Annotated in this window: 16 protein-coding genes and 1 pseudogene; 2 read left to right on the top strand and 15 right to left on the bottom strand. The window is 71.8% G+C overall.

Annotation, left to right across the window (positions count from 1 at the left end; translation table 11 throughout):
• Positions 1 to 27 precede the first annotated feature (27 nt).
• From OG618_RS23075 to OG618_RS23005, 15 genes are all read right to left on the bottom strand, one after another.
• Positions 28 to 954: an ABC transporter permease gene (locus OG618_RS23075; RefSeq protein WP_329489443.1), complete on the bottom strand. Its 927-nt coding sequence runs from the start codon at positions 952 to 954 to the stop codon at positions 28 to 30.
• Between the two features lie 120 nt (positions 955 to 1,074).
• A complete protein-coding gene (locus tag OG618_RS23070) occupies positions 1,075 to 2,694 on the bottom strand; it encodes a peptide ABC transporter substrate-binding protein (protein WP_329489442.1) in 1,620 nt (539 codons plus the stop codon).
• Positions 2,695 to 2,885: 191 nt separating this feature from the next.
• Positions 2,886 to 3,905 carry an ABC transporter ATP-binding protein gene (locus OG618_RS23065; protein ID WP_329489441.1) on the bottom strand — a complete coding sequence of 340 codons (1,020 nt, stop codon included), beginning with the start codon at positions 3,903 to 3,905 and terminating at the stop codon, positions 2,886 to 2,888.
• The gene (locus tag OG618_RS23060; protein ID WP_329489440.1) at positions 3,898 to 4,947 is read right to left on the bottom strand and encodes an ABC transporter ATP-binding protein; all 1,050 of its coding nucleotides are present in this window, start codon (positions 4,945 to 4,947) and stop codon (positions 3,898 to 3,900) included. The genes OG618_RS23065 and OG618_RS23060 overlap by 8 nt, the downstream gene beginning before the upstream one ends.
• Positions 4,948 to 4,966: 19 nt before the next feature.
• Complete coding sequence (locus OG618_RS23055) at positions 4,967 to 5,905, bottom strand: ABC transporter permease (protein WP_329489439.1); 939 nt, start codon at positions 5,903 to 5,905, stop codon at positions 4,967 to 4,969.
• Positions 5,898 to 6,842: an ABC transporter permease gene (locus OG618_RS23050; RefSeq protein ID WP_329489438.1), complete on the bottom strand. Its 945-nt coding sequence runs from the start codon at positions 6,840 to 6,842 to the stop codon at positions 5,898 to 5,900. Before OG618_RS23050 ends, OG618_RS23055 begins: the two co-directional genes overlap by 8 nt.
• Before the next feature lie 89 nt (positions 6,843 to 6,931).
• Complete coding sequence (locus OG618_RS23045) at positions 6,932 to 8,566, bottom strand: peptide ABC transporter substrate-binding protein (RefSeq protein WP_329489437.1); 1,635 nt, start codon at positions 8,564 to 8,566, stop codon at positions 6,932 to 6,934.
• Positions 8,567 to 8,996: 430 nt separating this feature from the next.
• Positions 8,997 to 10,865: a translational GTPase TypA gene (typA, locus tag OG618_RS23040; RefSeq protein ID WP_329489436.1), complete on the bottom strand. Its 1,869-nt coding sequence runs from the start codon at positions 10,863 to 10,865 to the stop codon at positions 8,997 to 8,999.
• Between the two features lie 317 nt (positions 10,866 to 11,182).
• Positions 11,183 to 13,075 carry an ABC transporter family substrate-binding protein gene (locus tag OG618_RS23035; RefSeq protein WP_329489435.1) on the bottom strand — a complete coding sequence of 631 codons (1,893 nt, stop codon included), beginning with the start codon at positions 13,073 to 13,075 and terminating at the stop codon, positions 11,183 to 11,185.
• A gap of 138 nt (positions 13,076 to 13,213) precedes the next feature.
• The gene (locus tag OG618_RS23030; protein ID WP_442906854.1) at positions 13,214 to 15,808 is read right to left on the bottom strand and encodes a SpoIIE family protein phosphatase; all 2,595 of its coding nucleotides are present in this window, start codon (positions 15,806 to 15,808) and stop codon (positions 13,214 to 13,216) included.
• A gap of 221 nt (positions 15,809 to 16,029) precedes the next feature.
• Complete coding sequence (locus OG618_RS23025) at positions 16,030 to 18,603, bottom strand: SpoIIE family protein phosphatase (RefSeq protein ID WP_329489434.1); 2,574 nt, start codon at positions 18,601 to 18,603, stop codon at positions 16,030 to 16,032.
• Positions 18,604 to 19,008: 405 nt separating this feature from the next.
• On the bottom strand, positions 19,009 to 19,416 hold the full coding sequence (locus OG618_RS23020; protein ID WP_329489433.1) for an NUDIX domain-containing protein: 408 nt from the start codon (positions 19,414 to 19,416) through the stop codon (positions 19,009 to 19,011).
• 10 nt (positions 19,417 to 19,426) lie between these two features.
• Positions 19,427 to 19,579, bottom strand: coding sequence for an SPOR domain-containing protein (locus OG618_RS23015; protein ID WP_329489432.1), 153 nt, complete (start codon positions 19,577 to 19,579; stop codon positions 19,427 to 19,429).
• A 200-nt stretch (positions 19,580 to 19,779) separates the two neighbouring features.
• Positions 19,780 to 21,237 (bottom strand): DUF4190 domain-containing protein, encoded by a 1,458-nt coding sequence (locus OG618_RS23010; protein ID WP_329489431.1) that lies wholly within the window; start codon positions 21,235 to 21,237, stop codon positions 19,780 to 19,782.
• 171 nt (positions 21,238 to 21,408) lie between these two features.
• Positions 21,409 to 22,227: a methyltransferase domain-containing protein gene (locus OG618_RS23005; RefSeq protein ID WP_329489430.1), complete on the bottom strand. Its 819-nt coding sequence runs from the start codon at positions 22,225 to 22,227 to the stop codon at positions 21,409 to 21,411.
• A gap of 327 nt (positions 22,228 to 22,554) precedes the next feature.
• On the opposite strand from OG618_RS23005, the pseudogene OG618_RS23000 reads away from it, so the two are divergent.
• Both OG618_RS23000 and OG618_RS22995 read left to right on the top strand, forming a co-directional pair.
• A pseudogene (locus OG618_RS23000) lies at positions 22,555 to 23,693 on the top strand (dihydrofolate reductase family protein).
• A 64-nt stretch (positions 23,694 to 23,757) separates the two neighbouring features.
• A complete protein-coding gene (locus tag OG618_RS22995) occupies positions 23,758 to 24,417 on the top strand; it encodes an HAD-IA family hydrolase (RefSeq protein ID WP_329489429.1) in 660 nt (219 codons plus the stop codon).
• Positions 24,418 to 24,662 lie beyond the last annotated feature (245 nt).

The following is a 24,662-nucleotide window of genomic DNA, read 5'->3' as shown; positions in this document are numbered from 1 at the left end:
GGCTTGAACTCGCCCTCGTCATGCAGGTCAGGCATAACGGATCCTCGGGTCCAGGACCGCGTAGAGCAGGTCGACGATCAGGGAGGCGACCAGGTAGACGATCACCAGGACGGTCACGATGCCGACCACGGTGGGGCCCTCCTTCTGGTTGATCGCCCGGTACAGCACGTTGCCGATGCCCTGGACGTTGAAGATGCCCTCCGTGACGATCGCACCGCCCATCAGCGCGCCCAGGTCGGTCCCGAGGAAGGTGACCACCGGGATCAGCGAGTTGCGGAGCAGGTGGCGGGTGATGACGGTGCGCCGGGGCAGGCCCTTGGCGACCGCCGTGCGCATGTAGTCCGCCCGCAGGTTCTCCCCGATCGAGGTCCGGGTGAGCCGGGCGACGTAGGCGAGGGAGAGCGATCCCAGCACGATCGCGGGCAGGATCAGCTGGGAGAGGTCCTTGGAGTCCTGCACGGTCGGGGTGACCCAGCCCAGGTTGGTCGCGAAGATCGTCTGGGCGATGTAGGCCAGCACGAACACCGGGATCGAGATCACCACCAGGGTCAGGACCAGCACCAGGGTGTCCTGGACGCTGCCGCGCCTGAGGCCGGAGACCAGGCCGAGCGCCAGCCCGACGATCAGCTCGAAGGCGAAGGCCATCAGCGCCAGCCTGATGGTGACCGGGAAGGCGTCCGCCATGATGTCGGTGACCGAGCGGCCGGTGAAGCTCGTCCCGAAGTCGCCCTGGAAGAGGTTCCCCATGTAGTGCAGGTACTGCTTCCATAGCGGCTGGTCGAGGTAGTACTTGTGCTTCAGATTGGCCACCACCGCCGGGTCCGCGGCCTTGTCCCCGAAGAGCGCCGCGACGGGGTCCCCGGGCAGCGTGTAGACCATCAGGAAGATCAGGAATGTGGAGCCGAAGAACACCGGGATCATCTGCAGCACCCGCCGCAGCACATAACTTCCCATCCGAGCCTCCTTCCTAGGTGACTGGTCGGCCCGTGACCGGGTGCGCAGGGCCGCGTGGGGGTCGAGTGCCCGGGCCCCGCCCTCCGTGCGGGGAGGGCGGGGCCGGCGCGAGGGGCTGGATCAGCCCTTGACCTCGACCTGGGTCCAGGCCGGGTTGCCGAAGGAGTCGAACTTCACGTTCTGGACGTTCGCCGAGTAGCCCGAGTTGGTGCGGTAGTACCAGAGCGGGATGGCCGGCATGTCGTTCGCCAGCACCGTCTCCGCCTTCTGGTAGCCCGTCACGGTGTCCGCCACGCTGGCCGCCTGGTCCGCCTCGGTGGCCAGCTGGTCGAACTGCGGGCTGCTGTAGCCGAAGTCGTTGGACGCGGCGCCGGTGCGGTAGACGTCGGCCATGAAGTTGGCGTTCAGCGGGTAGTCCTGAACCCAGCCGGTGCGGAAGGCGCCGTTGATCTGGTGCCCGGTGATCGCCGCGCGGGCGGTCTTGAAGTCGGGCTTCGGGTCACCCACGCAGTCCACGCCGGTGCTCTGCCGGATCGAGTTGCAGACCGCGTCCACCCACTCCTTGTGGCCGCCGTCGGCGTTGTAGGTGATCGTCAGCTTGTTGCCGGGGACGCCGCCGCCCTCGGCGATCAGCTGCTTGGCCTTGGTGGCGTCGAAGGTGCAGTTGTCGCCGCACTGGCCGGCCTTGTAGCCCTCGACGCCCTCGGCGACCCACGCGGAGGCCGGCTTGCGCGAGCCCTGCAGCACGGTCTTCGTGATGGTGTCGCGGTCGATCGCCATCGACAGCCCCTGACGGACCTTCGCCTTGTCCGGGCCGGCCCAGTCCGGCTGGTAGAGCGTGAAGCCGATGTTCTGGATCGCACCCTGCGGCGAGTCGATCGCCCGGTCGCCCAGGTCGCTCTTGTACGTCGCCAGCGCGGACGGCGGCACCTGGTCCATCACGTCGAGGTTGTTGGACTGCAGGTCCGCGTAGGCGGCCTCGGACGTGTTGTACATCTTGAAGACGATGCCGCCGTTCTTCGGCTTGTCCACGCCCTGGTAGTTCGGGTACGCCTTGGTCACCACCTGCTGGTTGTGGCTCCAGCTGACGAACTGGTAGGCGCCGTTGCCCACCGGCTTCTGTCCGAACCCGGTCGGGTCGCTGAAGAAGGCGGTCGGCAGCGGGGAGAAGGCGATGTAGCCCAGCTTGTACTCGAAGTACGAGACCTTGGTGTGCAGCTTGATGGTGAAGTGCGTGTCGTCCACGACGGTCAGGCCGGACATCGCGGTGGCGGTCGGCTGGCCGCTGGCCGGGTGGACGTCCTGGTAGCCCTCGATGTCCGAGAACCAGGAGCTGTTGATCTGGTTGTTGCTGGTGGTCGCGCCCCAGTTCCAGGCGTCGACGAAGTTCTTCGAGGTGACCGGGGTGCCGTCGTGGAACGTCCAGCCGGTCTTCAGGGTGACGTTGAAGGTCTGCGAGTCGCTGGTCTCGATCGAGTCCGCGACCTGCATCCGGATCTTCGCGTTGCTGGGGTCGTAGTCCACCAGCCCCTTGAACAGGTTCTGCAGGATGCGGCCGCCGCCGGTCTCGTTCGCGTTCGCGGGCTGCAAGGGGTTCTGCGGCTCACTGCTCTGGTAGCTGAAGGTCTTGCCGCTGTCCGACGAACTACTGCCTCCGCCGCTACTGCTGCACCCACTGGCCACCAGGGCCACAGATGTCGCAGCGGCGAGGACCCATCGAGCGCGAGTGGCTGCGGGCATGGAGGTCCCTCCTCAAGGTGTGTGTCGCATCACACCCCATGAGAAGCGCGGTGGCCCGGCGGCGCGAGCCAGGTACCCCCGGACGGGTGCAGCGGACCCCGCCCGGGGTTGACGCCGCCACAGGAGCGCGAAACGCCGGAAGGGCCCGCGGCTTCGACAGCCGCGGGCCCTTCCGGGGAACGCCTCGGGGATCAGACGGCGGCGGCCGTCTCCCGGACCTCGGCGAAGTGGCAGGCCGACTCGTGGGCCGCCGCACCGCTGAGCGTGCTGGGCACCGCCAGCAGCGGGACCTCGGTGGCGCAGCGCTCCTCCGCCTTCCAGCAGCGGGTGCGGAACCGGCAGCCGGACGGCGGGTTGGCCGGCGAGGGGATGTCGCCGGTCAGGATGATCCGGTCCCGGGACTCGCGCGCCGTCGGGTCCGGCACCGGCACCGCGGAGAGCAGCGCCTGGGTGTACGGGTGCGTGGCGTTCTCGTAGATCGCCTCGTCCGTGCCGATCTCGACCATCTTGCCGAGGTACATCACGCCGACGCGGTCGGAGATGTGCCGGACGATCGAGAGGTCGTGCGCGATGAACATGTACGAGAGCTCGAACTCGCTCTGCAGCTGGTCCAGCAGGTTGATCACCTGCGCCTGGACGGAGACGTCCAGGGCGGAGACCGGCTCGTCGCAGATGATGATCTCGGGCTTGAGCGCGAGGCCGCGGGCGATGCCGATGCGCTGGCGCTGGCCGCCGGAGAACTGGTGCGGGTACCGGTTGATGTACTCCGGGTTCAGGCCGACGACGTCCAGGAGGTCCTGGACGGCCTTGCGGCGGTCGCCCTTGGGAGCCACCTCGGGGTGGATCTCGAAGGGCTCGCCGATGATGTCGCCGACCGTCATGCGCGGGTTGAGCGAGGTGTACGGGTCCTGGAACACCATCTGGATGTTCCGGCGGACCGCCTTCAGGGCGGAGCCGGACAGCTTGGAGATGTCCTCGCCCTTGAACAGCACCTGGCCGGAGGTGGCCCGCTCCAGGTTCATCAGCACCTTGGCCAGCGTGGACTTGCCACAGCCGGACTCGCCGACGATGCCGAGCGTCTCGCCCTTCATCAGGTCGAAGGAGATGCCGTCGACCGCCTTGACCGCGCCGACCTGCTTCTTGAAGAGGATGCCCTGGGTCAGCGGGTAGTGCTTGACCAGGTCCTTGACCTCCAGGATGGGCTCAGCCATGGAGGGTCTCCTTCCAGAGGTGGCACGCGCTGCGGCGGCCGGTGAGCTCCGTGCCGTCCTTGTCGGTCACCTGGTGCAGCTTCGGGATCTCCGTGCGGCACTGGTCGGTGGCGACGTCACAGCGGGGGTTGAACGCGCAGCCGGCCGGGACCTTCAGCAGGTTCGGAGGCAGGCCCTTGATCGCGTACAGCTCCTGGCCCTTCTGGTCCAGGCGCGGGATGGAGCGGAGCAGGCCCTTGGTGTACGGGTGCGCGGGGTTGGCGTACAGGTCGTGGACCGGGGCGGTCTCGACGATCCGGCCGGCGTACATCACGGCGATCTTGTCCGCGACGTCGGCGACCACGCCGAGGTCGTGGGTGATCAGGATCAGGCCCATGTTGTACTCGGCCTGCAGCTCCGCGAGGAGGTCCATCACCTGGGCCTGGACGGTGACGTCCAGGGCGGTGGTGGGCTCGTCGGCGATGATCAGGTCGGGCTCCATGGAGAGCGCCATCGCGATCATGATGCGCTGGCGCATGCCGCCGGAGAACTGGTGCGGGTAGTCGCCGACGCGCTGCTTGGCGGCGGGGATGCGCACCCGCTCCATCAGCTCGACGGCCTTGGCCCGGGCGTCCTTCTTGGACATGCCCTTGTGCACCCGGAACATCTCGCCGAGCTGGTCGCCCACGGTCATCACGGGGTTCAGCGAGGAGAGCGCGTCCTGGAAGATCATCGCGATCTTCTGGCCGCGGATCAGCCGGCGCTGCTCCTCCTTCATGGCGAGCATGTCCTCGCCGCGGAAGAGGATCTGGCCCTGGCTGATCTTGCCGGGCGGCATGTCCAGGATGCCCATGATGGTCTGGGCGGTCACCGACTTGCCGGAGCCGGACTCACCCAGCACCGCCAGGGTCTCACCGGCGGAAACGGAGTAGTTGACGCCGTTCACGGCCTTGGCGACGCCGTCCCGGGTGTGGAACTCCACGTGGAGGTCACGGACCTCCAGCAGCGGGGTGCCGATTTCGAGGCGGCCGCTCTTCTGGTTCTTCTCGATCACGGTGGTCATCGGGTCGTCACCTCTTCTCTCAGCGGAGCTTCGGGTCGAGGGCGTCGCGCACCGCGTCGCCGAGCATGATGAACGCCAGCACCGTGACGCTCAGCACCGCGGACGGGAAGAGCAGCACGTGCGGGGCGGTCAGGAAGCGGGGCTGGGCGTCGCTGATCATCAGGCCCCAGGAGATCTCCGGGGACTGGACACCGATGCCCAGGTAGGACAGCGCGGCCTCGGCACCGATGTACACACCCAGGCTGATCGCGGAGACCACGATCACCGGCGCGATGGCGTTCGGCAGGATGTGCCGGAAGGTGATCCGGAAGCTGCCGGCGCCGAGCGCCTTGGCCGCCATCACGTAGTCGTTGTGCTTGTTGGCCAGCACGGAGGCGCGCATGATGCGGAAGATCTGCGGCCAGCCGAGCACGGCCATCACGACGGAGACGGTGTAGGCGTTGCCCTTGCCGAGCATCGACATGATCAGCATGCCGCCGAGCAGCAGCGGGATGGAGAAGAAGATCTCGGTGAAGCGCGACAGGATGCTGTCGACCATGCCGCCGACCCAGCCGGCCAGCAGGCCGAGCAGGGCGCCGATCACGGTCACCGTGGTGGTGGTGAGCACACCGACGATGATCGAGTTGCGGGCACCCCAGATGGTGCGGGTGTAGACGTCACAGCCCTGCACGTCGAAGCCGAACCAGTGCTCGGCGCTCGGGCGCTTCAGGGAGTTGGCCAGGTCGCACGCGTCGCCCGAGAGCGGGCTGCCGTCGGTGAACAGCTGCGGCACGGCGGCGATCACCAGCAGGGCGGAGACGAGCACCGCGCCGATGATGAAGACCGGGTTGCGGCGCAGGTCGCGCAGTGCGTCGGACCAGAGGCTGGCGACGCGCTCGGGCTTCTGCTTCTTCTCCGGCGCGGCCTTCGGGGTCTTGTCCTCGGGCGCCTCGCTGCCCACGGTGATGGTGTCACTCATAGCGGATCCTCGGGTCGAGCACGGCGTACAGCAGGTCCACGAGCAGGGTGGTGATCAGGTAGATCATCACCAGCAGGGTGACCATGCCGACGATCACCGTGCCCTGCTTCTGGTACACGGACTGGGCCAGCAGGCCGCCGATGCCGTGCATGTTGAAGATCTTCTCGGTGATGACCGCGCCACCCATCAGACCGCCGAGGTCGGCACCGAGGAAGGTGACGATCGGGATCAGCGCGTTGCGCAGGGCGTGGCGGCCGATCACCCGACGGCGCTTCAGACCCTTGGCGACCGCGGTGCGGACGTAGTCCGCGCGCATGGTCTCCATCAGGCTGGTGCGGGTCAGTCGGGCGACGTACGCGAGCGAGGTCGACGCCAGCACGAAGGCCGGCAGCAGGTAGGCCCGCAGTCCGTCCTCCTCGTTGAAGGAGACCGGGAAGAAGTCGACGCCGTAGTCGGTCTTGAGCTTCACGCCCAGCACCAGCTGGAGCACGAAGCCGGTGACGAAGACCGGGATGGAAATCACGAACAGGGTGCTGATGAGCACCAGCTGGTCGATGAACTTGCCCTTGCGCAGGGCCGCCATGACACCCGCCAGCACGCCGATGACTGCCTCCATGATGAAGGCGACCAGGGCGAGGTTGACGGTGTACGGGAACGCCTCGCTGATCATGTCGGTCACGGAGCGACCGGTCAGGCTCTCGCCGAGGTCCCCCTTGAAGACCCCTGAGATGTAGTTCCAGTACTGCAGCAGGAAGGGGTCGTTCAGGTGGTACTTCTGGCGGATCATTTCCGCCACGAGCGGGTCGGCCCGCTTCTCACCGGCCAGCGCCTGCACCGGGTCACCGGGCAGGTAGTGAACCAGGGCATAGATCAGCAGAGTCGCACCGAGCAGGACAGGGATCGCCTGTATCAGTCGGCGGATGACATAGCGGCCCATCAGACCTCCACACTTTCAAGCAAGGAAGGGAGGCGGGAGGACCGGGACTGTAGTCCGGTCCGCCCGCCCCCGTTCGTCTGACTACCGGATCAGCCGGCGAGCTCGACCTCGTCCAGGTTCATACGGCCCTGGGCGTCGGTGTCGAAGTTCTTGATCTTCTTGCTGTACGCGGCGGAGGACATGTAGGTGTACACCGGGATGTACGGCAGGTCCTGCACCAGGATGTCGTCGGCCTGCTGGTACAGCTTCTGGCCCTCGTCCTGGGTCTTCGCCTGGTCGGCCTGGTTCAGCAGGTCCTCGAACTTGTCGTTGACGTAGCCGCCGTAGTTCGAGCCGTTCTCGATCGCGACCTTGGAGAAGATCGGACGGAGGTAGTTCTCGATCGACGGGTAGTCCATCGACCACGCCATGCGGAAGGCGCCCGAGTACTGCTTCTCGCCCAGCGCGTCGAGGATCTTGCCGAACTTCTCGAACGGCTTGGTGGTGACCTCGATGCCCAGGTTCTTCTTCAGCTGGTTCGCGACGGCCTCGATCCACTCCTTGTGGCCACCGTCGGCGTTGTAGCCCAGCTCGATGGTGTTGCCGGGAACACCGCCGGCCTGGTCGAAGAGCGCCTTGGCCTTGGCCGGGTCGTACTTCGCCGCGTCGCCCATGGCGCCCTTGCGGTAACCCGGGATCAGCGGGTTGATGAAGTCGTCGGCCGGGACGCGGGTGCCCGAGAAGATCGTCTTGGTGATCGCCTCGCGGTCGATCGCCATCGAGATCGCCTTGCGGATCTCCGGCTTGCCGTAGGTGGCCGGGTTGGTGGCGATCGGGAAGCCGATGTAGCCGACGCCGGACTCCGGCTTGTAGATGTAGCGGTCGCCGAACTCGCCCTTGACGCTCGACAGGGCCGAGATCGGCAGCTTGTCGGTGGCCTGGATGTTGTCGGCGCGCAGGTCGTTGTACGCGGTGTCCAGGTTGTCGTAGATCTTGAAGGTGACGCCCTGGAGCTTCGCCTTGCCGTCCGAGGCAGGGAAGTTCTCGTAGCGCTTGACCTTGATCTGCTTGTTGTGCTCCCAGGCGCCGTCCATCTCGAACGGGCCGTTGCCGATCGGCTTGTCGGCGAACGTCTTCGGGTCGGTGAAGAACGCCTTGGGCAGCGGGTAGAACGCGTTGTAGCCCAGCATGGTCTTGAACTGGGAGAACGGCTGCGTCAGGGAGACCGTGAAGGTCTTGTCGTCGACGACCGTCAGGCCCTTGAGCTTGTCGGTGGTCGGCTTCTTGTCCTTGCCCGGGGCCAGGTCCTCGGAGCCCTCGATCTTGGCGAAGAACGGCAGGCCCTCGGCCGCGTTGTCCTGGTTGGCGCCCCAGTTCCAGGCGTCGACGAACGACTGGGCGGTCACCTTCTCACCGTTGTGGAAGGTGTAGCCGTCCTTCAGCTTGATCGTCCAGAGCTTGCTGTCGGCGCTCTCGATCGACTCGGCGACGCGCAGCTTCGGCTCGTTGGTCTTGTTGTCGTACTCGACCAGGCCGGCGAAGACGGCACCGAGAACCTCGGCACCCTCGGACTCCGCGGTGTTCTGGGGAACCAGACCGTGCTGCGGCTCGCCGAGCTGGACGGCGATGGTGCCGCCGCCGGAAGAGGCCTTGTCACTGCTCTTCGAGCTGGTGCTGCAAGCGGTCGCCGCGAGGGCGATAGCGGTCGCCGCGACGATCCACTTGGTCTGGGTTGCACCGCGCATGGGGGATGCCTCCTGAAATCGACTTTCCAACGAGGAGAGCACCACGGTCGGCTGACGCCGCTTCCGTTGTGCTGTCCGCGCTCGTGGTTTCGGCGCGCACCCCTGCGCGTTAACCCTTGACCCGAGCCTGACTGCACCCACTATCCGTCACGCACGGACACGAAAGTGACCACTAGCGATCTCAATTAGGTCACATGAACGGTCGGTAAGTTTCGAAAATCGGACATAAGAGACATACTCAGACAGGCATCAAACGGACAGTCGTCATGAATGACGGACTGTCACGTTCGCTCAGCGGACACCTTGCTGTGTTAAGCGATATTCCGTTTATACGCGCGTCGACAGCGTGGAGTAGTGAAAACGATCGCCCCCCTCTCCGTTGGAAAGGGGGGCGATCGATTCAGGCCAAAGGGCGCTCAGAAGGAAGTGGTCACGCCTTCTTGGCGCGCGAAGCCGTGCGGCCGCGCTCCTTCTGGTCCAGGACGACCTTACGGATGCGAACCGTCTCCGGAGTCACCTCGATGCACTCGTCCTCGCGGCAGAACTCCAGCGACTGCTCCAGCGAGAGCTTGCGCGGCGGCACCAGGTTCTCGGTGGTGTCGGAGGAGGCCGCACGCATGTTGGTGAGCTTCTTCTCCTTGGTGATGTTGATGTCCATGTCGTCCTGGCGCGAGTTCTCGCCGACGATCATGCCCTCGTACACCTCGGTGGTGGGCTCGACGAAGAGCGTGCCGCGCTCCTGGATGCCCATCATCGCGAACGGCGTCACGACGCCCGCGCGGTCCGCCACCAGCGAGCCGTTGTTGCGCATCCGGAGCTCGCCGAACCACGGCTCGTGGCCCTCGAAGATGGAGTGCGCGATGCCGGTGCCGCGGGTGTCGGTCAGGAACTGGGTCCGGAAGCCGATCAGGCCGCGCGACGGGACGATGAACTCCATGCGGACCCAGCCGGAGCCGTGGTTCGTCATGGTCTCCATGCGGCCCTTGCGGGTCGCCATCAGCTGGGTGATCGCGCCGAGGTACTCCTCGGGGCTGTCGATGGTCATCCGCTCGACCGGCTCGTGGGTCTTGCCGTTGATGACCTTGGTGACGACCTGCGGCTTGCCGACGGTCAGCTCGAAGAGCTCCCGGCGCATGGTCTCGACCAGGATGGCCAGCGCCAGCTCGCCACGGCCCTGGACCTCCCAGGCGTCCGGACGCTCGGTCGGCAGCACGCGGAGCGAGACGTTACCGATCAGCTCGCGGTCCAGGCGGTCCTTCACCATGCGGGCGGTGACCTTGTGGCCCTTGCCGCCCTTGCCGACCAGCGGCGAGGTGTTGGTGCCGATGACCATCGAGATGGCCGGCTCGTCCACCGTGATCAGCGGCAGCGCGATCGGGTTCTCCAGGTCGGCCAGGGTCTCGCCGATCATGATGTCCGGGATGCCCGCGACGGCGCAGATGTCGCCGGGGCCGGCCACCTCGGCCGGCTTGCGGGTGAGCGCCTCGGTCATCAGCAGCTCGGTGATCTTGACCTGCTGGATCGAACCGTCACGCTTCATCCACGCGACCTGCTGGCCCTTGCGCAGCTCGCCCTGCTCGACGCGGCAGAGCGCGATGCGGCCGAGGAAGTTGTCCGCGTCCAGGTTGGTGACGTGGGCCTGGAGCGGGGCGTCCTCGTCGTAGGTCGGGGCCGGGACGGCCGACAGGATGGTCGAGAAGAACGGCTCCAGCGAGTCGCTGTCGGCCGGGACGCTGCCGTCCTCCGGCTTGGTCATCGAGGCGACGCCGTCACGCGCACAGGCGTAGACGATCGGGAACTCGATCTGCTCCTCGGTCGCGTCGAGGTCCAGGAAGAGGTCGTAGGTCTCGTTGATGACCTCGTCGATCCGGGAGTCCGGACGGTCGGTCTTGTTGATGCAGAGGATCACCGGGAGCTTGGCGGTGAGCGCCTTGCGGAGCACGAAGCGGGTCTGCGGCAGCGGACCCTCGGAGGCGTCGACCAGGAGAACGACCGCGTCCACCATGGACAGACCGCGCTCGACCTCACCACCGAAGTCGGCGTGGCCGGGGGTGTCGATGATGTTGATCGTGATCGGGGCGCCACCCTCCTTGGGGTGGTACTTCACGGCGGTGTTCTTCGCGAGAATGGTGATGCCCTTCTCGCGCTCCAGGTCGTTGGAGTCCATCATGCGGTCATCGAGGTGCTGGTGGGCGGCGAAGGCACCGGCCTGCTTCAGCATGGCGTCGACCAGAGTGGTCTTGCCGTGGTCGACGTGGGCGACGATGGCAACGTTGCGGATGTCATTGCGCGTGGGCATGCTGAGCGGATTCTCCCGGAATCGTGGGTTTCGGCGCCCGGCTGCGTGACGCCGACCGGCGATCCGTTGTGATCACCGCCGCCCGTTCCGCCTGCTACTACCGGTCCACCCGCCGGGCAGGACATGCCACGGCTTCCTCCTATCGTACGGGGAACCCTCCAGGTCGGCAGAAACGGGCAGGTCGGGCGGGATCAAGATCACAGGTGGATCACCGGCACGGCACCCGGCCGACGCCGTGCCGGGGCCTCCCGGTCACGCACCGCCGGGCCCGGCCGGGCCGGGCGTCGTCCGCGTGGTCCGCCCCGCCCCGCGCACGGTCAGGGGCCGCGGAACCCCACGTCCTGGAAGCGCGGCCGGCCGAAGCCCCAGGCGCCCGCGCCCGCCACGTCCGACCGGACCGCGACCAGGTCCGGCCGCTGGTAGAGCGGTACCGAGTGGCCCAGCTGCCAGATCCGGGTGTCGGCCTCCTGGAGCAGGGCCAGGTGGGCGGCGGGGTCGAGTTCGGCGGCCGCGCGGTCGAAGAGGCGGTCGATCTCCTCCGTCCCCGAGCGGCCGTAGTTGCTGCCGGCCTCCAGGGCGCCGTCCGCGCCGGGGCGCGGCTTGGCGTAGACGGCACGCTGTTCGACCGCCGGGTGGGGTCCGGCCGGCCAGGAGAACAGGGCGAGGTCGTAGTCGCCGGTCGCCAGGTGGTCCCGGACGAAGGCCTCGGCGGGCGCCGCCACCGTCCGGAGCGCGATGCCCGCGCCGGCGAGGTCGGCGGTCAGCGCGTCGGCGGTGCGCCGGGCAGTGGCCGAGCCGGCCGGGACCAGCAGGGCGAGGGCCAGCTCCCGGCCGTCCCGGAGCCGGGTGGCGCCGGCCGCGGGCCGCTTCCAGCCGGCCGCGTCCAGCAGCCGGCCCGCGTCCGCCGGGCCGAGCGCGGCGCTGTTGTCCCGGTAGCCGTCCTGGTCACCGGCGAACAGGTGGCTGCCGAGCGGGGCGGCGGCGAGGCCGAGCGGGGTGAGCGCGGCACCGGCGACCCGGCGCCGGTCGACCGCGCGGGCCAGGGCGAGCCGGACGGCCGGGTCGGTGAGCGGGCCGCGGGCGGCGTTCAGGGTGAGCTCGGTGAGCGCGGCCGCGGCGGCCCGGTGCACGGTGATGCCGGGCAGGGCCTCCGCCCGCCGCAGCGCCCGGTCGGCGGCCTCCGGCGCCGCAGCGGGCGGGGCGGCGGGCGGGGCGGCGGGGGTCGCGGACGCGGTCGCGGCCGGGGACCCGGAGCCGGAGGCGGACCCGGCCCCGGAGGCGGCCCCGGAGGCGGAGGCGGACGCGGCCGGGGTGGGTGGAGCGGCCGGGGTGGAGCCGGCCCGGTCGACCGCTGCGGTGAGCGAGGCGATGTCCAGCCGGTCCTGGTCGAGCGCGTCCAGCCGGCCCTCGGCCGGGACCACCAGGAAGTCGATCCCGTCCGCCTTCGGCCGGTCGCCCCACCAGTTAGGGCTGCGCACCAGGCTCACCCGCCCGCCCGCCGGGTCGTACCGGGAGAGCTGGAACGGACCCGCGCTCGGCTCCGGCCCGTCGGTCAGCGGCCGGTTGAACGCCGCCGGGGAGCCGGTCACCGCGGCCGGGTAGAGCGGACCGAACAGGGCGCGCCACTCCGCGTACGGCCGCCGGAAGGTCACCTTCACCTCGTGCGGGCCGGCCCCCTCGGTGATCGAGTCGATCGCGTCGTACCCGGCCGGACGGTTCCCGGCGTAGGCCGGGTCGAGGCCGGAGAGGGCGGCCCGCTGCGCGCCGAAGTCGGCGGCCGAGAGCGGGGTGCCGTCGCTCCAGACGGCCTGCGGGCTGAGCCGGTAGGTGACCACCTGCGGCTGCTGTCCGGGCGGGGTGCACTCGGCGGACTCCAGGTAGTCCGGGTCGGCGACCGGCCGGCCGTGCTCGTCCGGCCGGAACAGCGAGGGGTAGAGGGCGTGGGCGAGCAGCGCGCTGTCGGCGGTCGCGGCCGGCTGGTAGACGTTGAGCGTGGCCGGCGCGGCGTCCAGCGCCCAGCGTGGCGTGCCGCCCTCCCGGACGGCGGCACGGTCGGGCGGGCCGACGTCCCCGGTGACGGCGGTGGGCGGGGCCGGTACGGGAGCCGGTACCGGCGGGCGGGCCGGGGCCGGGCCGCCGGAGCAGCCGGCCAGGGCGCCGGTGGCGAGCAGCAGCGCGGCGGCTGCGGCGGTGAGCTGGCGGACGCGCATGGCGGCCATCGAACGCCGACCCGGTCGGGGCGGCCGTCCCGACACGGCGGCCGCCGGGGGACTGCACCCGGACAGCCGATCCGCGCGGCGGCCCCGAGCGTGCCCGGCCGGGAGCGACCGGTCCGGGGGCGACCGGCCCTACAGCGACAGCTCGAACCAGACGATCTTGCCCTTGGGCGTCCGCCGGCTCCCCCAGCGCTCGGCCAGCAGGCTGACCAGCTGGAGCCCGCGCCCGCCCTCGTCGGTCTCCTGCGCGCGCCGCTGGCGCGGCTGGGCGTAGCCGTCGTCCCAGACCTCGCAGACCATGCTGCGGTCGCGCAGCAGTCGCAGCCGGATCTCGCCCCGGCCGTGCCGCAGCGCGTTGGTGACCAGCTCGCTGACCAGCAGCTCGGTGGTGTCGACCAGCTCGTCCAGACCGCGCGCCAGCAGCCAGCTGCAGGCCAGCTCGCGGGCCTTGGCGACGGAGGTCGGCTCGGGCGGCAGGAACCAGTTGCCGACGGCGTCGTCGGGGAAGGCGTGCACCTTGGCCATCAGCAGGGCGATGTCGTCCTCGCCGTGGTGCGGGTTGAGCTCGCCGAGGACGTGGTCGCAGAGGTTCTCCAGGCTCTTGCCCTCCGCCGACAGTGCGATGCGGAAGGCGCGCAGGCCCTCGTCCAGCTGGTGCTTGCGGCTCTCCACCAGGCCGTCGGTGTACAGGCCGAGGACGGCGCCGTCCGGCAGGGTCAGCTCGACCTCCTCGAAGGGCTCGCCGCCGACGCCGAGCGGCAGGCCGGGCGGGACGTCGAGCATCCGGGCGGGCTCGTCGGGGCTGAGCAGGACGGGCGGCAGGTGGCCGGCGTTGGCGAAGACGCAGCGCCGGGTGACGGCGTCGTAGACCGCGTAGACGCAGGTGGCCAGGTAGACCTCGCGGGCCTCCTCGTCGGCGGTCGAGGTGAGCCGCCCGTACGGGGTGGGCGAGCCGGCGGGCGCGGAGTCGTCGCCCAGCCCGCGGGCGATCTCGTCGAGGGCGGTGAGCACCTCGGCGGGGTCGAGGTCGAGCATGGCCAGGGTGCGGACGGCGGTGCGCAGCTGGCCCATCGCGACGGCGGCGCGCAGGCCGCGGCCCATCACGTCGCCGATGACCAGCGCGGTGCGGTTGCCCGGCAGCGGGATGACGTCGAACCAGTCGCCGCCGACCTCGGTGTTGTTGTTGCTGGGCAGGTAGCGGCAGGCGATCTCCAGGCCGCTGGCGGCCGGGTTGCCCGGGGGCAGCAGGCTGCGCTGCAGGATCAGGGCGCGCTCGTGCTCGCGGCGGTAGAGCCGCGCGTTGTCGATGCAGACGGCGGCGCGGGCCACCAGTTCCTCGGCGATGGCGACGTCACGGGCGTCGAACGGCTCGCTGCCGATCGCGCGGGAGAGCTGGACCAGGCCGAGCACCTGGTCGCGGGCGACCAGCGGCACGATCAGCGTGGAGCGCAGCAGCGGGTCCGGCCCGGGCTCGGGGACGACGCTGCGGCCGGTGCGCAGCGCGCGGGCGTGCGGTGAGCGGCGCGGGTAGCAGAGCGTGCCGCCGGCCTCGGCGATCGGCAGGCCGGTGACCGAGCCGAGTACGGAGGAGGCGCCGCCGACCACGCTGGAGACGGCGACCCGGCGCAGCTCGCCGCTGCCGTCGGTGAGCACGCCGTCGCCGTAGCGGCCGGCGCTGGGGACGGTCTCGCCGGAGAGCAGCGCGGTGTAGAGGTCGACGGTGGCGAGGTCGCAGAACGGCGGGACGACGACGTCCAGCAGCTCCTTGGCGGTGGTCTCCAGGTCGAGGGTGGAGCCGATGTGCGCGCTGGCCTCGTTGAGCAGGGCGAGGTTGCGGCGCACCCCGTCGGCCTCGCGCTCGGCGACGTGCCGGGAGGTGACGTCGGAGACCTGGCCGGCCACGCCCATCGGCTGCCCGGCCGAGCCGTTGAGGCGGTAGAGCGAGACGGCCCAGAGCCGGTTGCCCTCGCGGGTCGGCACGGCGGAGTGGAAGCGGAGGTCGAAGACGGGCTCGCCGGTGGCGAGGACCTTGCGCAGGGCGGCGGTCAGCCGGTCGGCCTCGGGGGCCGGGAAGAGGTCGTGCGCGGTCAGGCCTTCGAGGTCGGTGGGGGCGAGGCCGACCCCCGAGGCGAAGGCGTCGTTGACCCGCTGGAGCCGGAGCCGGTCGTCGAACAGGACGAAGCCGGTCGGGGTCTGGCCGAAGACGGCCTCGGAGGCGGCGAGGTCGGTCTCGATCCGGCGCAGCCGGCCGAGGTCGACCGCGAGACAGGTGGCACCGGCGGTGGGCAGTGCGCTGTCGGGCATCAGGTAGAGCTCGGCGAGGCCCTCGCCGCCGGTGGCGTCGCGGTAGGGCGTGGTGCCCACCCACTCCTCGCCGGCCAGCGTGCGCTCCAGCCGGGTGCGGCCGCGCTGCCAGAGCTCGCGCGGGACGAAGGTGCTGATCGGATCGGCGCCGACCGCCTCGACGGCGGGCACACCGAAGAATTCGGCGGCGCGCTCGCTCCACTGGCTGATCCGGCCGTCCGGGCCGATCGCGAAGGTGGCGACCCGGATGTAGTCGTAGATCGAGCCCGGGTCCCCCGCGCCCCACTGGTGGGCGCCGACCACCGGGCGGGCCGCCCGGCCCTGCCCCGCGGCCGGGGCGGGCAGGTGTGGCGAACCGGCCTGCCCGGGCACAGCGGCATGACCGCTGCTGCTCGGCGCGTTACGCGCCGGGGTGCTGTTCAACGGACCGACCCCTCCAAACCCGCGACCGTCCGGATGCCGAGAAGACCGAGTATTCATCATCGAGGGGTACGTTCACACGCCCTCAACATCACAACATCAGATCGGGCGAAGGTTTTTGTCCTACCGCCCGCGCAACCACAATGCCACGCTCGCGCCCCCTGCCGGAGTGCGCGCTCCCCCCGGCCCCCTGCTGGCATATGCGGTCCCGTTCTACTCGCGTCCTACTCGTCACCCGGCTCCTCGGGCTCATTACCCGGCAGCGCCTGCTCGAACCAGACGACCTTGCCCATGCCCTCGGCCCGCGCGCCCCAGCGCAGTGCCAGCCGGCGGACGAGTTCCAGGCCCCGGCCGCCCTCGTCGGCCTCCGCCGCGTGACGCTCGCGAGGCGGGTCGGGCAGCGGGTCGGAGATCTCGACCAGCAGCGTCTCGCCCAGCGTCAACCGTACTCCGATGGGGGCGCTCGCATAGCGGACCGAGTTGGTCACCAGCTCGCTGACCAGCAGCTCAGCGGTGTCGGTGAGCGCTTCGACGCCCCACTCGACCAGCGCGGCGCGGACCAGCCGACGGGCCCGGCTGACGGCGGTCGGCTCGGCGGGCAGCGTCCAGCCGGCCGTCGGGGTGCCGGCCTGGCCGTGGCCGAGCCGGGCCAGCAGCAGCGCCACGTCGTCGGGCTCGCGGCCCTGCTCCATGGTGGCCAGCACCGCCTCGCAGGCCGCCTGGATGGAGGCGTGCGGCTCCTGGAGCACGGTGACCAGCCGGCCGAGGCCGACGTCGAGGTCCTTGTCCCGGGACTCCACCAGCCCGTCGGTGCACAGGGCGAGCAGGCTGCCTTCGGGGATCTTGAGCTCGACCGACTCGAAGGGGACGCCGCCGACGCCGAGCGGAGCGCCGGACGGCAGGTCGAGGATCCGGCCGGTCCCGCCGAGCAGCGGGCCGCCGGTGCGGGTCGGTTCCTCGGCGCCCTCGCGGGGCACCACCAGCACCGGCGGGATGTGGCCGGCCTTGGACACCGTCAGCCGGGCCGTGGCCGGGTCGAACACCGCGTAGACGCAGGTGGCCAGCAGCGCCTCGTCCGGCCCCTGGGCGAGGTCGTCGGCCAGCTCGTGGACGTGCCGCAGCAGCACGTCCGGGGGCAGGTCGAGGGCGGCCAGGACGCGGACGGCGGTGCGCAGCCGGCCCATCGTGGCGGCGGCCCGCAGGCCGTGGCCCATCACGTCGCCGACCACCAGCGCGGTGCGGTCGCCGGGCAGCGGGATGACGTCGAACCAGTCCCCGCCGACCTCGGTGCCGATGCTGCCCGGCACGTAGCGGTAGGCGACCTCGACGCCGGTGGGCTGCGGGACCTGCTGCGGGAGGAGGGTGCGCTGAAGGGTGAGCGCGGCGGTGCGCTCCCGGGCGTAGAGCCGGGCGTTGTCGAGGGAGCTGCCGGCCCGGTCGGCCAGCTCGACGGTGAAGGCGAGGTCGTCCCGGTCGAAGCCCTCGCGGTAGCCGGCCCGGCTGACCAGCAGCAGGCCGATCACGATGCCCCGGGCCCGCAGCGGCACCACCAGCATCGAGTGCACGCCCAGGTCGTGGGCGGCCTGCATCTTCGGGTCGCCCGGGTAGGTGACGTCGCTCAGCTGGTCGGCGCCGGAGAGCAGCTCGGGGACGCCGGTGCGCAGCACCCGCCCGCAGGCGGAGTCCTCGGAGAAGGTGATCCGGGCGCCGCGCCGGAGCATCACCTCGACCTCGGGACCGTCCTGGACGGAGGCGGTGCCCAGCTGGAGCAGCGAGGTGCGGCGGTCGTGGCCGTGCCGGGGCAGGTCGTCGCCGTGCGCGACGGCTTGGAGCAGGATCACCGCGGAGTGGTCGGTGAGCCGGGGCACCACGGCGCCGGCCAGCTCCTGGGCGATCCGCGAGGCGTCCAGGAGGTCGCCGACCCGGGAGCCGAACTCGTTGAGCAGCGAGAGCCGGCGCCGGGCGTGCTCGACCTTGGCGACCGCCCGGTAGCGCTCGGTCACGTCCATCACGGTGCCGGAGATGCCGAGCACCCGGCCGGCCCGGTCGGTCATCCGGCTGTAGGAGATCGAGCGGTACCCGGAGCGGGCGGTGACCGGCGAGGCCAGGGTGACGTCGATGACCGGCTCGCCGGTGGCCAGCACCTGGCGCTGGATGGCGGTGATCTCGTCGGCGGCCCGCTCGGGCAGGGTCTCGCCGGTGGTCCGCCCGACGTGGTCCTCGGTGACCATGCCGTTCATCTCGGCCAGGGTCTGGTTGACGGCGGTGTAGCGCAGGTCGGTGTCGAGGACGGCGATGCCCAGCGGGGACTGCTCGAACAGCGCGTCCCGGACGGCGAGGTCCCGCTCGACCGCCCGGACGGCGGCCGCCTCGGCCAGGTTGACCTGGAGGAACGGCGTGCCGTCGCCGTCCACCAGCAGGGAGATCCGGGCGTCGACGGTGACCGCCTCGCCGTCCCGGTCGCGCAGCTCGGTGAGGCCGGCCCAGCGGCCGTGGCGCAGGGTGTCCTGGATCGCCGTGCGGATCCGGGTGACCTGGTCCTCGTCCGGGATCAGCTCGTCGATCCGGCGGCCGACCAGCAGCTCGTTCGGCCAGCCGAGCAGTTCCTCGGCGGCCGGGCTCCAGAGCACCACCCGGCCGGCGGTGTCCAGGATGGCGATGGCCACCTTCACCACGTCGAGCAGATTGCCCTCGCGGTGGCCGCCCGTGCCGCCCGGCTCGGCTCCGGGGGCGCCCGGGAAGGGGCGGCCGGGGCGGCTGCGGGGGCCCGCCGACGGGGACGCGTCGGGCGCCACCATGGACGTCGCGGGACGGTCCGCGGGATCGGCCTCGGGGGCGCCGCCGTCCCCCCGGCGGCGGCCGGCCGGCGGTTGCGGCGGCTGCTGCTGCGGGCGCGCGCCACGGCGCAGGCGGGCGCGCGCGGCGGCACTCCCCCCGGTGCCCGTGCCTCGTGCTCCCCCGCCACCGTGACCGGTACTCGACACCGACGGGGCCTCCGGCTCTGGTCGGGATCGGCGTCGCCGGCTGGGGACGGCTCACCGATGGTGACGAATGGTGCCGAAAAGCGACATACCCAGCAGAACCCAGGCTATCCCGGCTTATGGGTCCTCTTTTCCGATTGACCTACCTGGCGTATCGCGCGTGGCGCGGGCGGCCCGCCCGCCCCTCCCGTGGTGCGGGCGGGCACGCCGGGCGCGCGGCGGTCAGCGCGCGCTGTCGGCCCCGGCCAGCAGGCGGGTCAGGTGCGGGAGGACTTCGCGGTCGTGGTCGAGCCAGTCGAGCCCGTCGAGCTCGGCGGGGCCGAGCCAGCGGAGCTCGTCGTGGTCCTGCAGCGGCCGCGGGTCGCCGGAGAGCAGTTCGGCCACCCAGAGCCGCAGCTCCAGCCCCGGGCGGACCAGCCACGCCCCGGGCAACGGCTCCAGCGCCCTCGCCCGGACACCGAGTTCCTCCAGCAGCTCGCGCTCCAGCGCCTGCGGCTGCGTCTCACCGGGCTCGACCTTGCCGCCCGGGAACTCCCAGCGCCCGGCCACCTCGGCCGGGGCACTGCGGCGGGCGGCCAGCACCCGGCCCCGGTGGACGAGCGCGCCCCCGACGACGATCCGGTTCTCCATGGCCCCGACCCTATGCGGCCTCGGCCTCCACCCAGTACAGCTGCTTGTGCCCGCGGGCCTCGAACTCCGCGGCCAGCCGTTCGGCCTCGGCCCGGTCCAGCCCCTTGGCGACCACGTAGCGGTTGCCGTTGTCGTCCTGTCGCATCACCCGGCAGGTGTCCATACCGGTGAGCCTAGGCGCCCCGCCCCGGGACCGGAACGGCCGGTGGCCGCACGGGAATCCGACCGCCCGGGGCGCGCGGTCCCGGCCCGCGTGGGGGTCGGGCCGGGACCACGCGCACGGGACGCTACGCCCCGCGCGCTTCCGGTGTGTACGGGCCCGGTTAACGCCCGGTAAGACACCGGCCCGGCCCGCAGCCGCCGTCAGACCCGGATCTCGCCGACCTGCTCGCCGGTCGAGAGGCCGAGCTCCCGGCGGATCTCCACGGTCGAGTTCGCCTCCTTGGCCACCAGCGACTTCGCCCGCCGGATCTCGCGTTCGAGCGCGGTCGCGTCCACGGCCTTGGCCGCGGCGTCCCAGGCCGTCGCGGCGGCGCGCTGGGCGGCCACCAGCTCGGCCACCTTCGGCTTGGCGCCCTCCGGCCAGGCCGCCGTGCTCCCGGACAGCTGCTCGGCCTCCTTGCGGGAGGCGTCGGCCATCCTGCCCGCCCAGGTGGTGAACTCGGGCCGGGCGTCGGCGACCTCGGCGTCCGGCTCGCTCCAGGAGACCTTGTTGTAGACCAGGGCCGCCTCCAGGTAGGCCAGCTGGGCCTGGGACAGCTTGCCCCGGTCGGTGCGGACGCTGCCCAGGTGCTCGGCGTCGCGGTCCTCGAAGGCGCAGGTGGCGTAGCGCTCGCCGGACTTCCAGTTGGCGCGGCCCGGGAACAGGTAGACCTCGTCCACGCCGTCCGGCACGGCCCAGTAGTCGAGGGCGTAGTCGGCGAGCACCGGGCCGCAGAGCGCCGCGGCGCTCTCGCGGACGCGGCTCTCGCCCGGGTAGGCGAGCCCGCCGCTCTCCGGGATCCGGGCGGTGCCGGCCACCTCGCCGTGGTGCGGCAGCGCACAGGGGGCCTTGAACACCCAGAGGACCGTCTGGTCGCCGTCCTCGCGTCCGTCGGCGCCACCGGCGGGGTTGTAGCAGTCGCCGGACTTGAGCGAGGACCAGAGCACCGAGCCCGCCGGCGCCTTCGGGGACCGGGCGGGACGGTCGGCGCGGGTGCTCTCGTCGACCCCGGCGGCGAGCAGGCCGATGAAGGCGATCAGCGAGACCAGCGCCCCGAGGACACCGAACACCACACCGGTCACCGCCATGCCCCGGCCGCGCTCGTTGCGCTTGGGTATCTGGACCAGCGCGACGATGCCGAAGGCGAGCGAGAGCGGCCACATGCAGAGCAGGCCGGTGACCAGCGCGGCGACGGAGAAGCCGTTGGTGACCTCGGGGGTCGCCAGGTAGGCGTAGCCGGGCTGGAAGCCGGAGATCGCGCCGGGCGTGACGGCGGCCCAGCCGGAGGCCGGCGGCGCCCCGGGCGGGACCGGCCCCCCGGCGGCGGCCCACGGGTCGGCGCCGGGCGCGGCCCACGGGTCGGCGGCGGGAGCGGGGGTGGTCCCGCCCGGCGCGGCCCACGGGTCGGCGGCGGGAGCGGTGGCCGGTGCCGGGGGTTCGGCGGGGGCCGCGGGCTTGGTCAGCTCCACCCGGTCCGCCGGTGCCGCGTCCACCGGCGGGGTGTCGGCCGGTGCGGCGTGGGGTGCGGCGGCGTCCGGCACGGTGGCCTCCGGTGCGGTGGCCTCCGGTGCGACGGCCTCCGGCCCGGGAACGGGCGCGTCGGACTCGGGCTTGGACACGTGGACTCCCCCGGCCCGGTCACGGGCATCAGCTCGGCAGTTTCGACTCGAACGTTCCGCGGACGGACCACCGGGCGGACCAGCGGAGGACCGGCTAGGGCGATGGGAACGGACGCGCGACTTTACCCGATCTTGGAGCACACCCTCCCGCCCTTTCCGGCCGCCCGCCGCTCACCCGCGGCGCGCCAGCACCTCGCCGTGCAGCATCGCGAACCACCCGTCCTCGGCGGCCACCCAGGCCCGCCACCCGGCCGAGATCCGCTCCAGCTCCGCCCGGTCCGCGTACCCCTCGGCCACCGCCGCGTCGGCGATGTCGGACGCCACGATCCGGTCCGCCCACAGCCCGCCCCACCAGGCACGCTGCTCGGGCGACGCATAGCTCCAGCTGCTGGACGTCGCCGTGACGTCGGTGAAGCCGGCCTCCCGGGCCCAGGACAGCAGCCGTCGGCCGGCGTCCGGCTCGCCGCCGTTGGCCCGGGCGATCCGCCCGTACAGCGCCAGCCAGCGGTCCAGCTCCGGTACCTGCGGGTACCAGGTCATGGTCGCGTAGTCGACGTCCCGGGCCGCGACCACGCCGCCCACCGCCGTGACCCGGCGCATCTCCCGCAGCGCCCCCACCGGGTCGGCCACGTGCTGCAGCACCTGGTGGGCGTGCACCACGTCGAACTCCCCGTCCGCGTACGGCAGTCCGTGCACATCGGCGATCTCGAAGACCACGTTGGCCAGGCCCCGGTCCGCCGCGTACCGGGCGGCCGACTCCAGCACCTCGGCCGAGGTGTCCACGGCCACCACCCGCCCGGTGGGGCCGACCAGTTCGGCCAGCTCGGCGGTGATCGTGCCGGGGCCGCAGCCGACATCCAGCACGGCCTGCCCCGGCCGCAGTTCGGGCCGCAGATAGGCGGCCGAGTTGGCCACCGTGCGGGAGCGGTGCGAGCGCAGCACGGGCTCCTGGTGCCCGTGCGTGTAGACGGTGGGCTGCGGTCCGGTCATGGCGGTCCCCCTGGGGTTCGGTCGCGTTCCCTGCGGTCGGTTCCTCCGACGCCTCCGACGCTACCCCTTGTCCCGTATGGCGAGAAGATTCGTCTCACATGGCGAACGACCGATTCACCCGAAAGCCCCCGCCCAGGGCCCGGGCGGGGGCTTCGCCTTGCGGGGAGCACGAGTTGAGGGGCGGTGCGAGGTCCGGACCGCGGTGGGCCCCCTCGGCGAACGCCGCCCCTCCGCCGGCGGGCCACCGGGCGAACTCCTGCCCCCGCGCGGCGCGGGGGCAGGACCGGGGCCCGTACCGTGGACGGGCTCCCGACAGAACGGTTCACCATGCCCGGCCGCCGCCCCTTCGTCCTGCTGAGCGCCGCGATGTCCCTCGACGGACACCTCGACGACGCCTCCCCCGACCGCCTGCTGCTCTCCGGTCCCGCCGACTTCGACCGGGTGGACGCGGAGCGCGCCGCCAGCGACGCGATCCTGGTGGGCGGCAACACCCTGCGCGCGGACAACCCCCGGCTGCTGGTCAACGACCCCGGCCGACGGGCGGCCCGGCTCGCGGCCGGCCGACCGGAGTACCCGCTGAAGGTCACCCTCACCGCGAGCGGGGCCCTCGACCGTTCGCTCAGGTTCTGGCACACCGGCGGCGACAAGGTCGCCTACACCTCGGACGCCGGCGCCGCCGTGCTCCGCCCGGCGCTTGACGGGCTGGCCGAGGTGGTGGCCCTCGGCGGCACGGTGGAGCTGGGCGCGGTCCTGGACGACCTCGGGGCCCGGGGGGTGCGGCGGCTGATGGTCGAGGGCGGGAGCGGCGTGCACACCCAGTTCCTGGCCCGGGGCCTGGCGGACGAGCTCCAGCTGGCGGTCGCCCCGCTGCTGGTCGGACAGGCGGACGCGCCGCGCTTCGTCCGGCCGGCGGCCTTCCCCGGCGGACCGGCCCGCCGGATGCGCCTGCTGGAGGCACGTACCGTGGACGACGTCGTCCTGCTCAGGTACGCCCCGAAGGAGTCCACCCCGTGACCAGCGCACCGTCCGACCTCGCACACCTGCGGCGGGCCGTCGAGCTCTCGCGTCGCTGCCCGCCCTCCAGTACCGCCTTCTCGGTCGGCGCGGTGATCGTCGGCGCGGACGGCAAGGTGCTCGCCGAGGGCTGGAGCCGGGAGGCGGACGCGCTGGACCACGCCGAGGAGGCCGCCCTCGCCAAGCTCCCGGCGGGCGATCCCCGACTGCGCGGCGCGACCGTCTACAGCTCGCTGGAGCCCTGCGGACGGCGGGCCTCCCGGCCGCTGCCGTGCGCCCGGCTGCTGATCGCGGCCGGCGTGCCCCGGGTGGTCGTCGCCTGGCGCGAGCCGGACCTGTTCGTCACCGACTGCCAGGGGACGGCACTCCTGGAGGCGGCCGGCGTCGAGGTGGTGGAGCTGCCGGAGCTGGCCGAGGAGGCCCGCGCGGTCAACGCGCACCTGGTGGGTTGATCTTTTGTATCCTTGCTGAACAATAGACTCGGAAGCCCGCCCGCCGCCCGCGAGGAGCCCCCGCATGCCCACCCCCCTCACCCTGACCACCCGCGCCCTCCTGCTGGACATGGACGGCACCCTGGTCAACTCCGACGCCGTGGTCGAGCGCTGCTGGCGCCGCTGGGCCGCGACGAACGGCCTCGACCCCGCCGAGGTGCTCCGGCTCGCGCACGGCCGCCAGGCCCACGCCACCATGGCCGCCCTGCTGCCCGACCGCCCGGTCGCGCTCAACCGCGCCGACAACGACCGGATGCTCGCCGAGGAGAAGGCCGACGTCAAGGGCGTCGTCCCGATCCCCGGCGCGGCCCCCTTCCTCGCCTCACTGGCCGACCTGCCGCACGCCCTGGTCACCTCCGCCGACGAACCGCTCGCCCGCGTCCGGATGGCCGCCGCCGGCCTCCCGCTGCCGCCGGTCCTCGTCACCGCCGAGTCGGTGGGCGCCAGCAAGCCGGACCCCGAGGGCTTCCTCAAGGGCGCCGCCGCCCTCGGCTTCGCCCCCGCCGACTGCCTCGCCCTGGAGGACTCCTCGGCCGGAATCGCCGCCGCCGTGGCCGCCGGCATCCCGGTCCTCGGCATCGGCCCCCGCGCCACGGCCCACCGCACCACCGCCCACGCCCCCACCCTGGAGCAGGTCACCGTCACCCCCGGCCCCGACGGCACCCTCACTGTGCACATCGCCTGACGGCGCCACCGGGGACCAATCGTGAGAGCGGGCCGCCAGGATGACGACTTCCCGGTCGGTGACCGGATGGACCAGGCGGTGCTCGTATCGATCCGCCGCGACCACCCCTCCGGCCCGGTACCGACGAAGGGGTCGGACTCGACAGAGTCCGACCCCTTCCTAGCTACGCGCTTGACCGGTCAACTGGCGCACAGCGAGCGAACGGCTACACGTTGAAGCGGAACGTCCACCGCAACGCTGTGACC

Source organism: Kitasatospora sp. NBC_01246, from assembly GCF_036226505.1.
GTDB lineage: Bacteria > Actinomycetota > Actinomycetes > Streptomycetales > Streptomycetaceae > Kitasatospora.
Note: the sequence above shows the minus strand (reverse complement) of the source record. Positions and strands in the feature narration are given on the sequence as shown.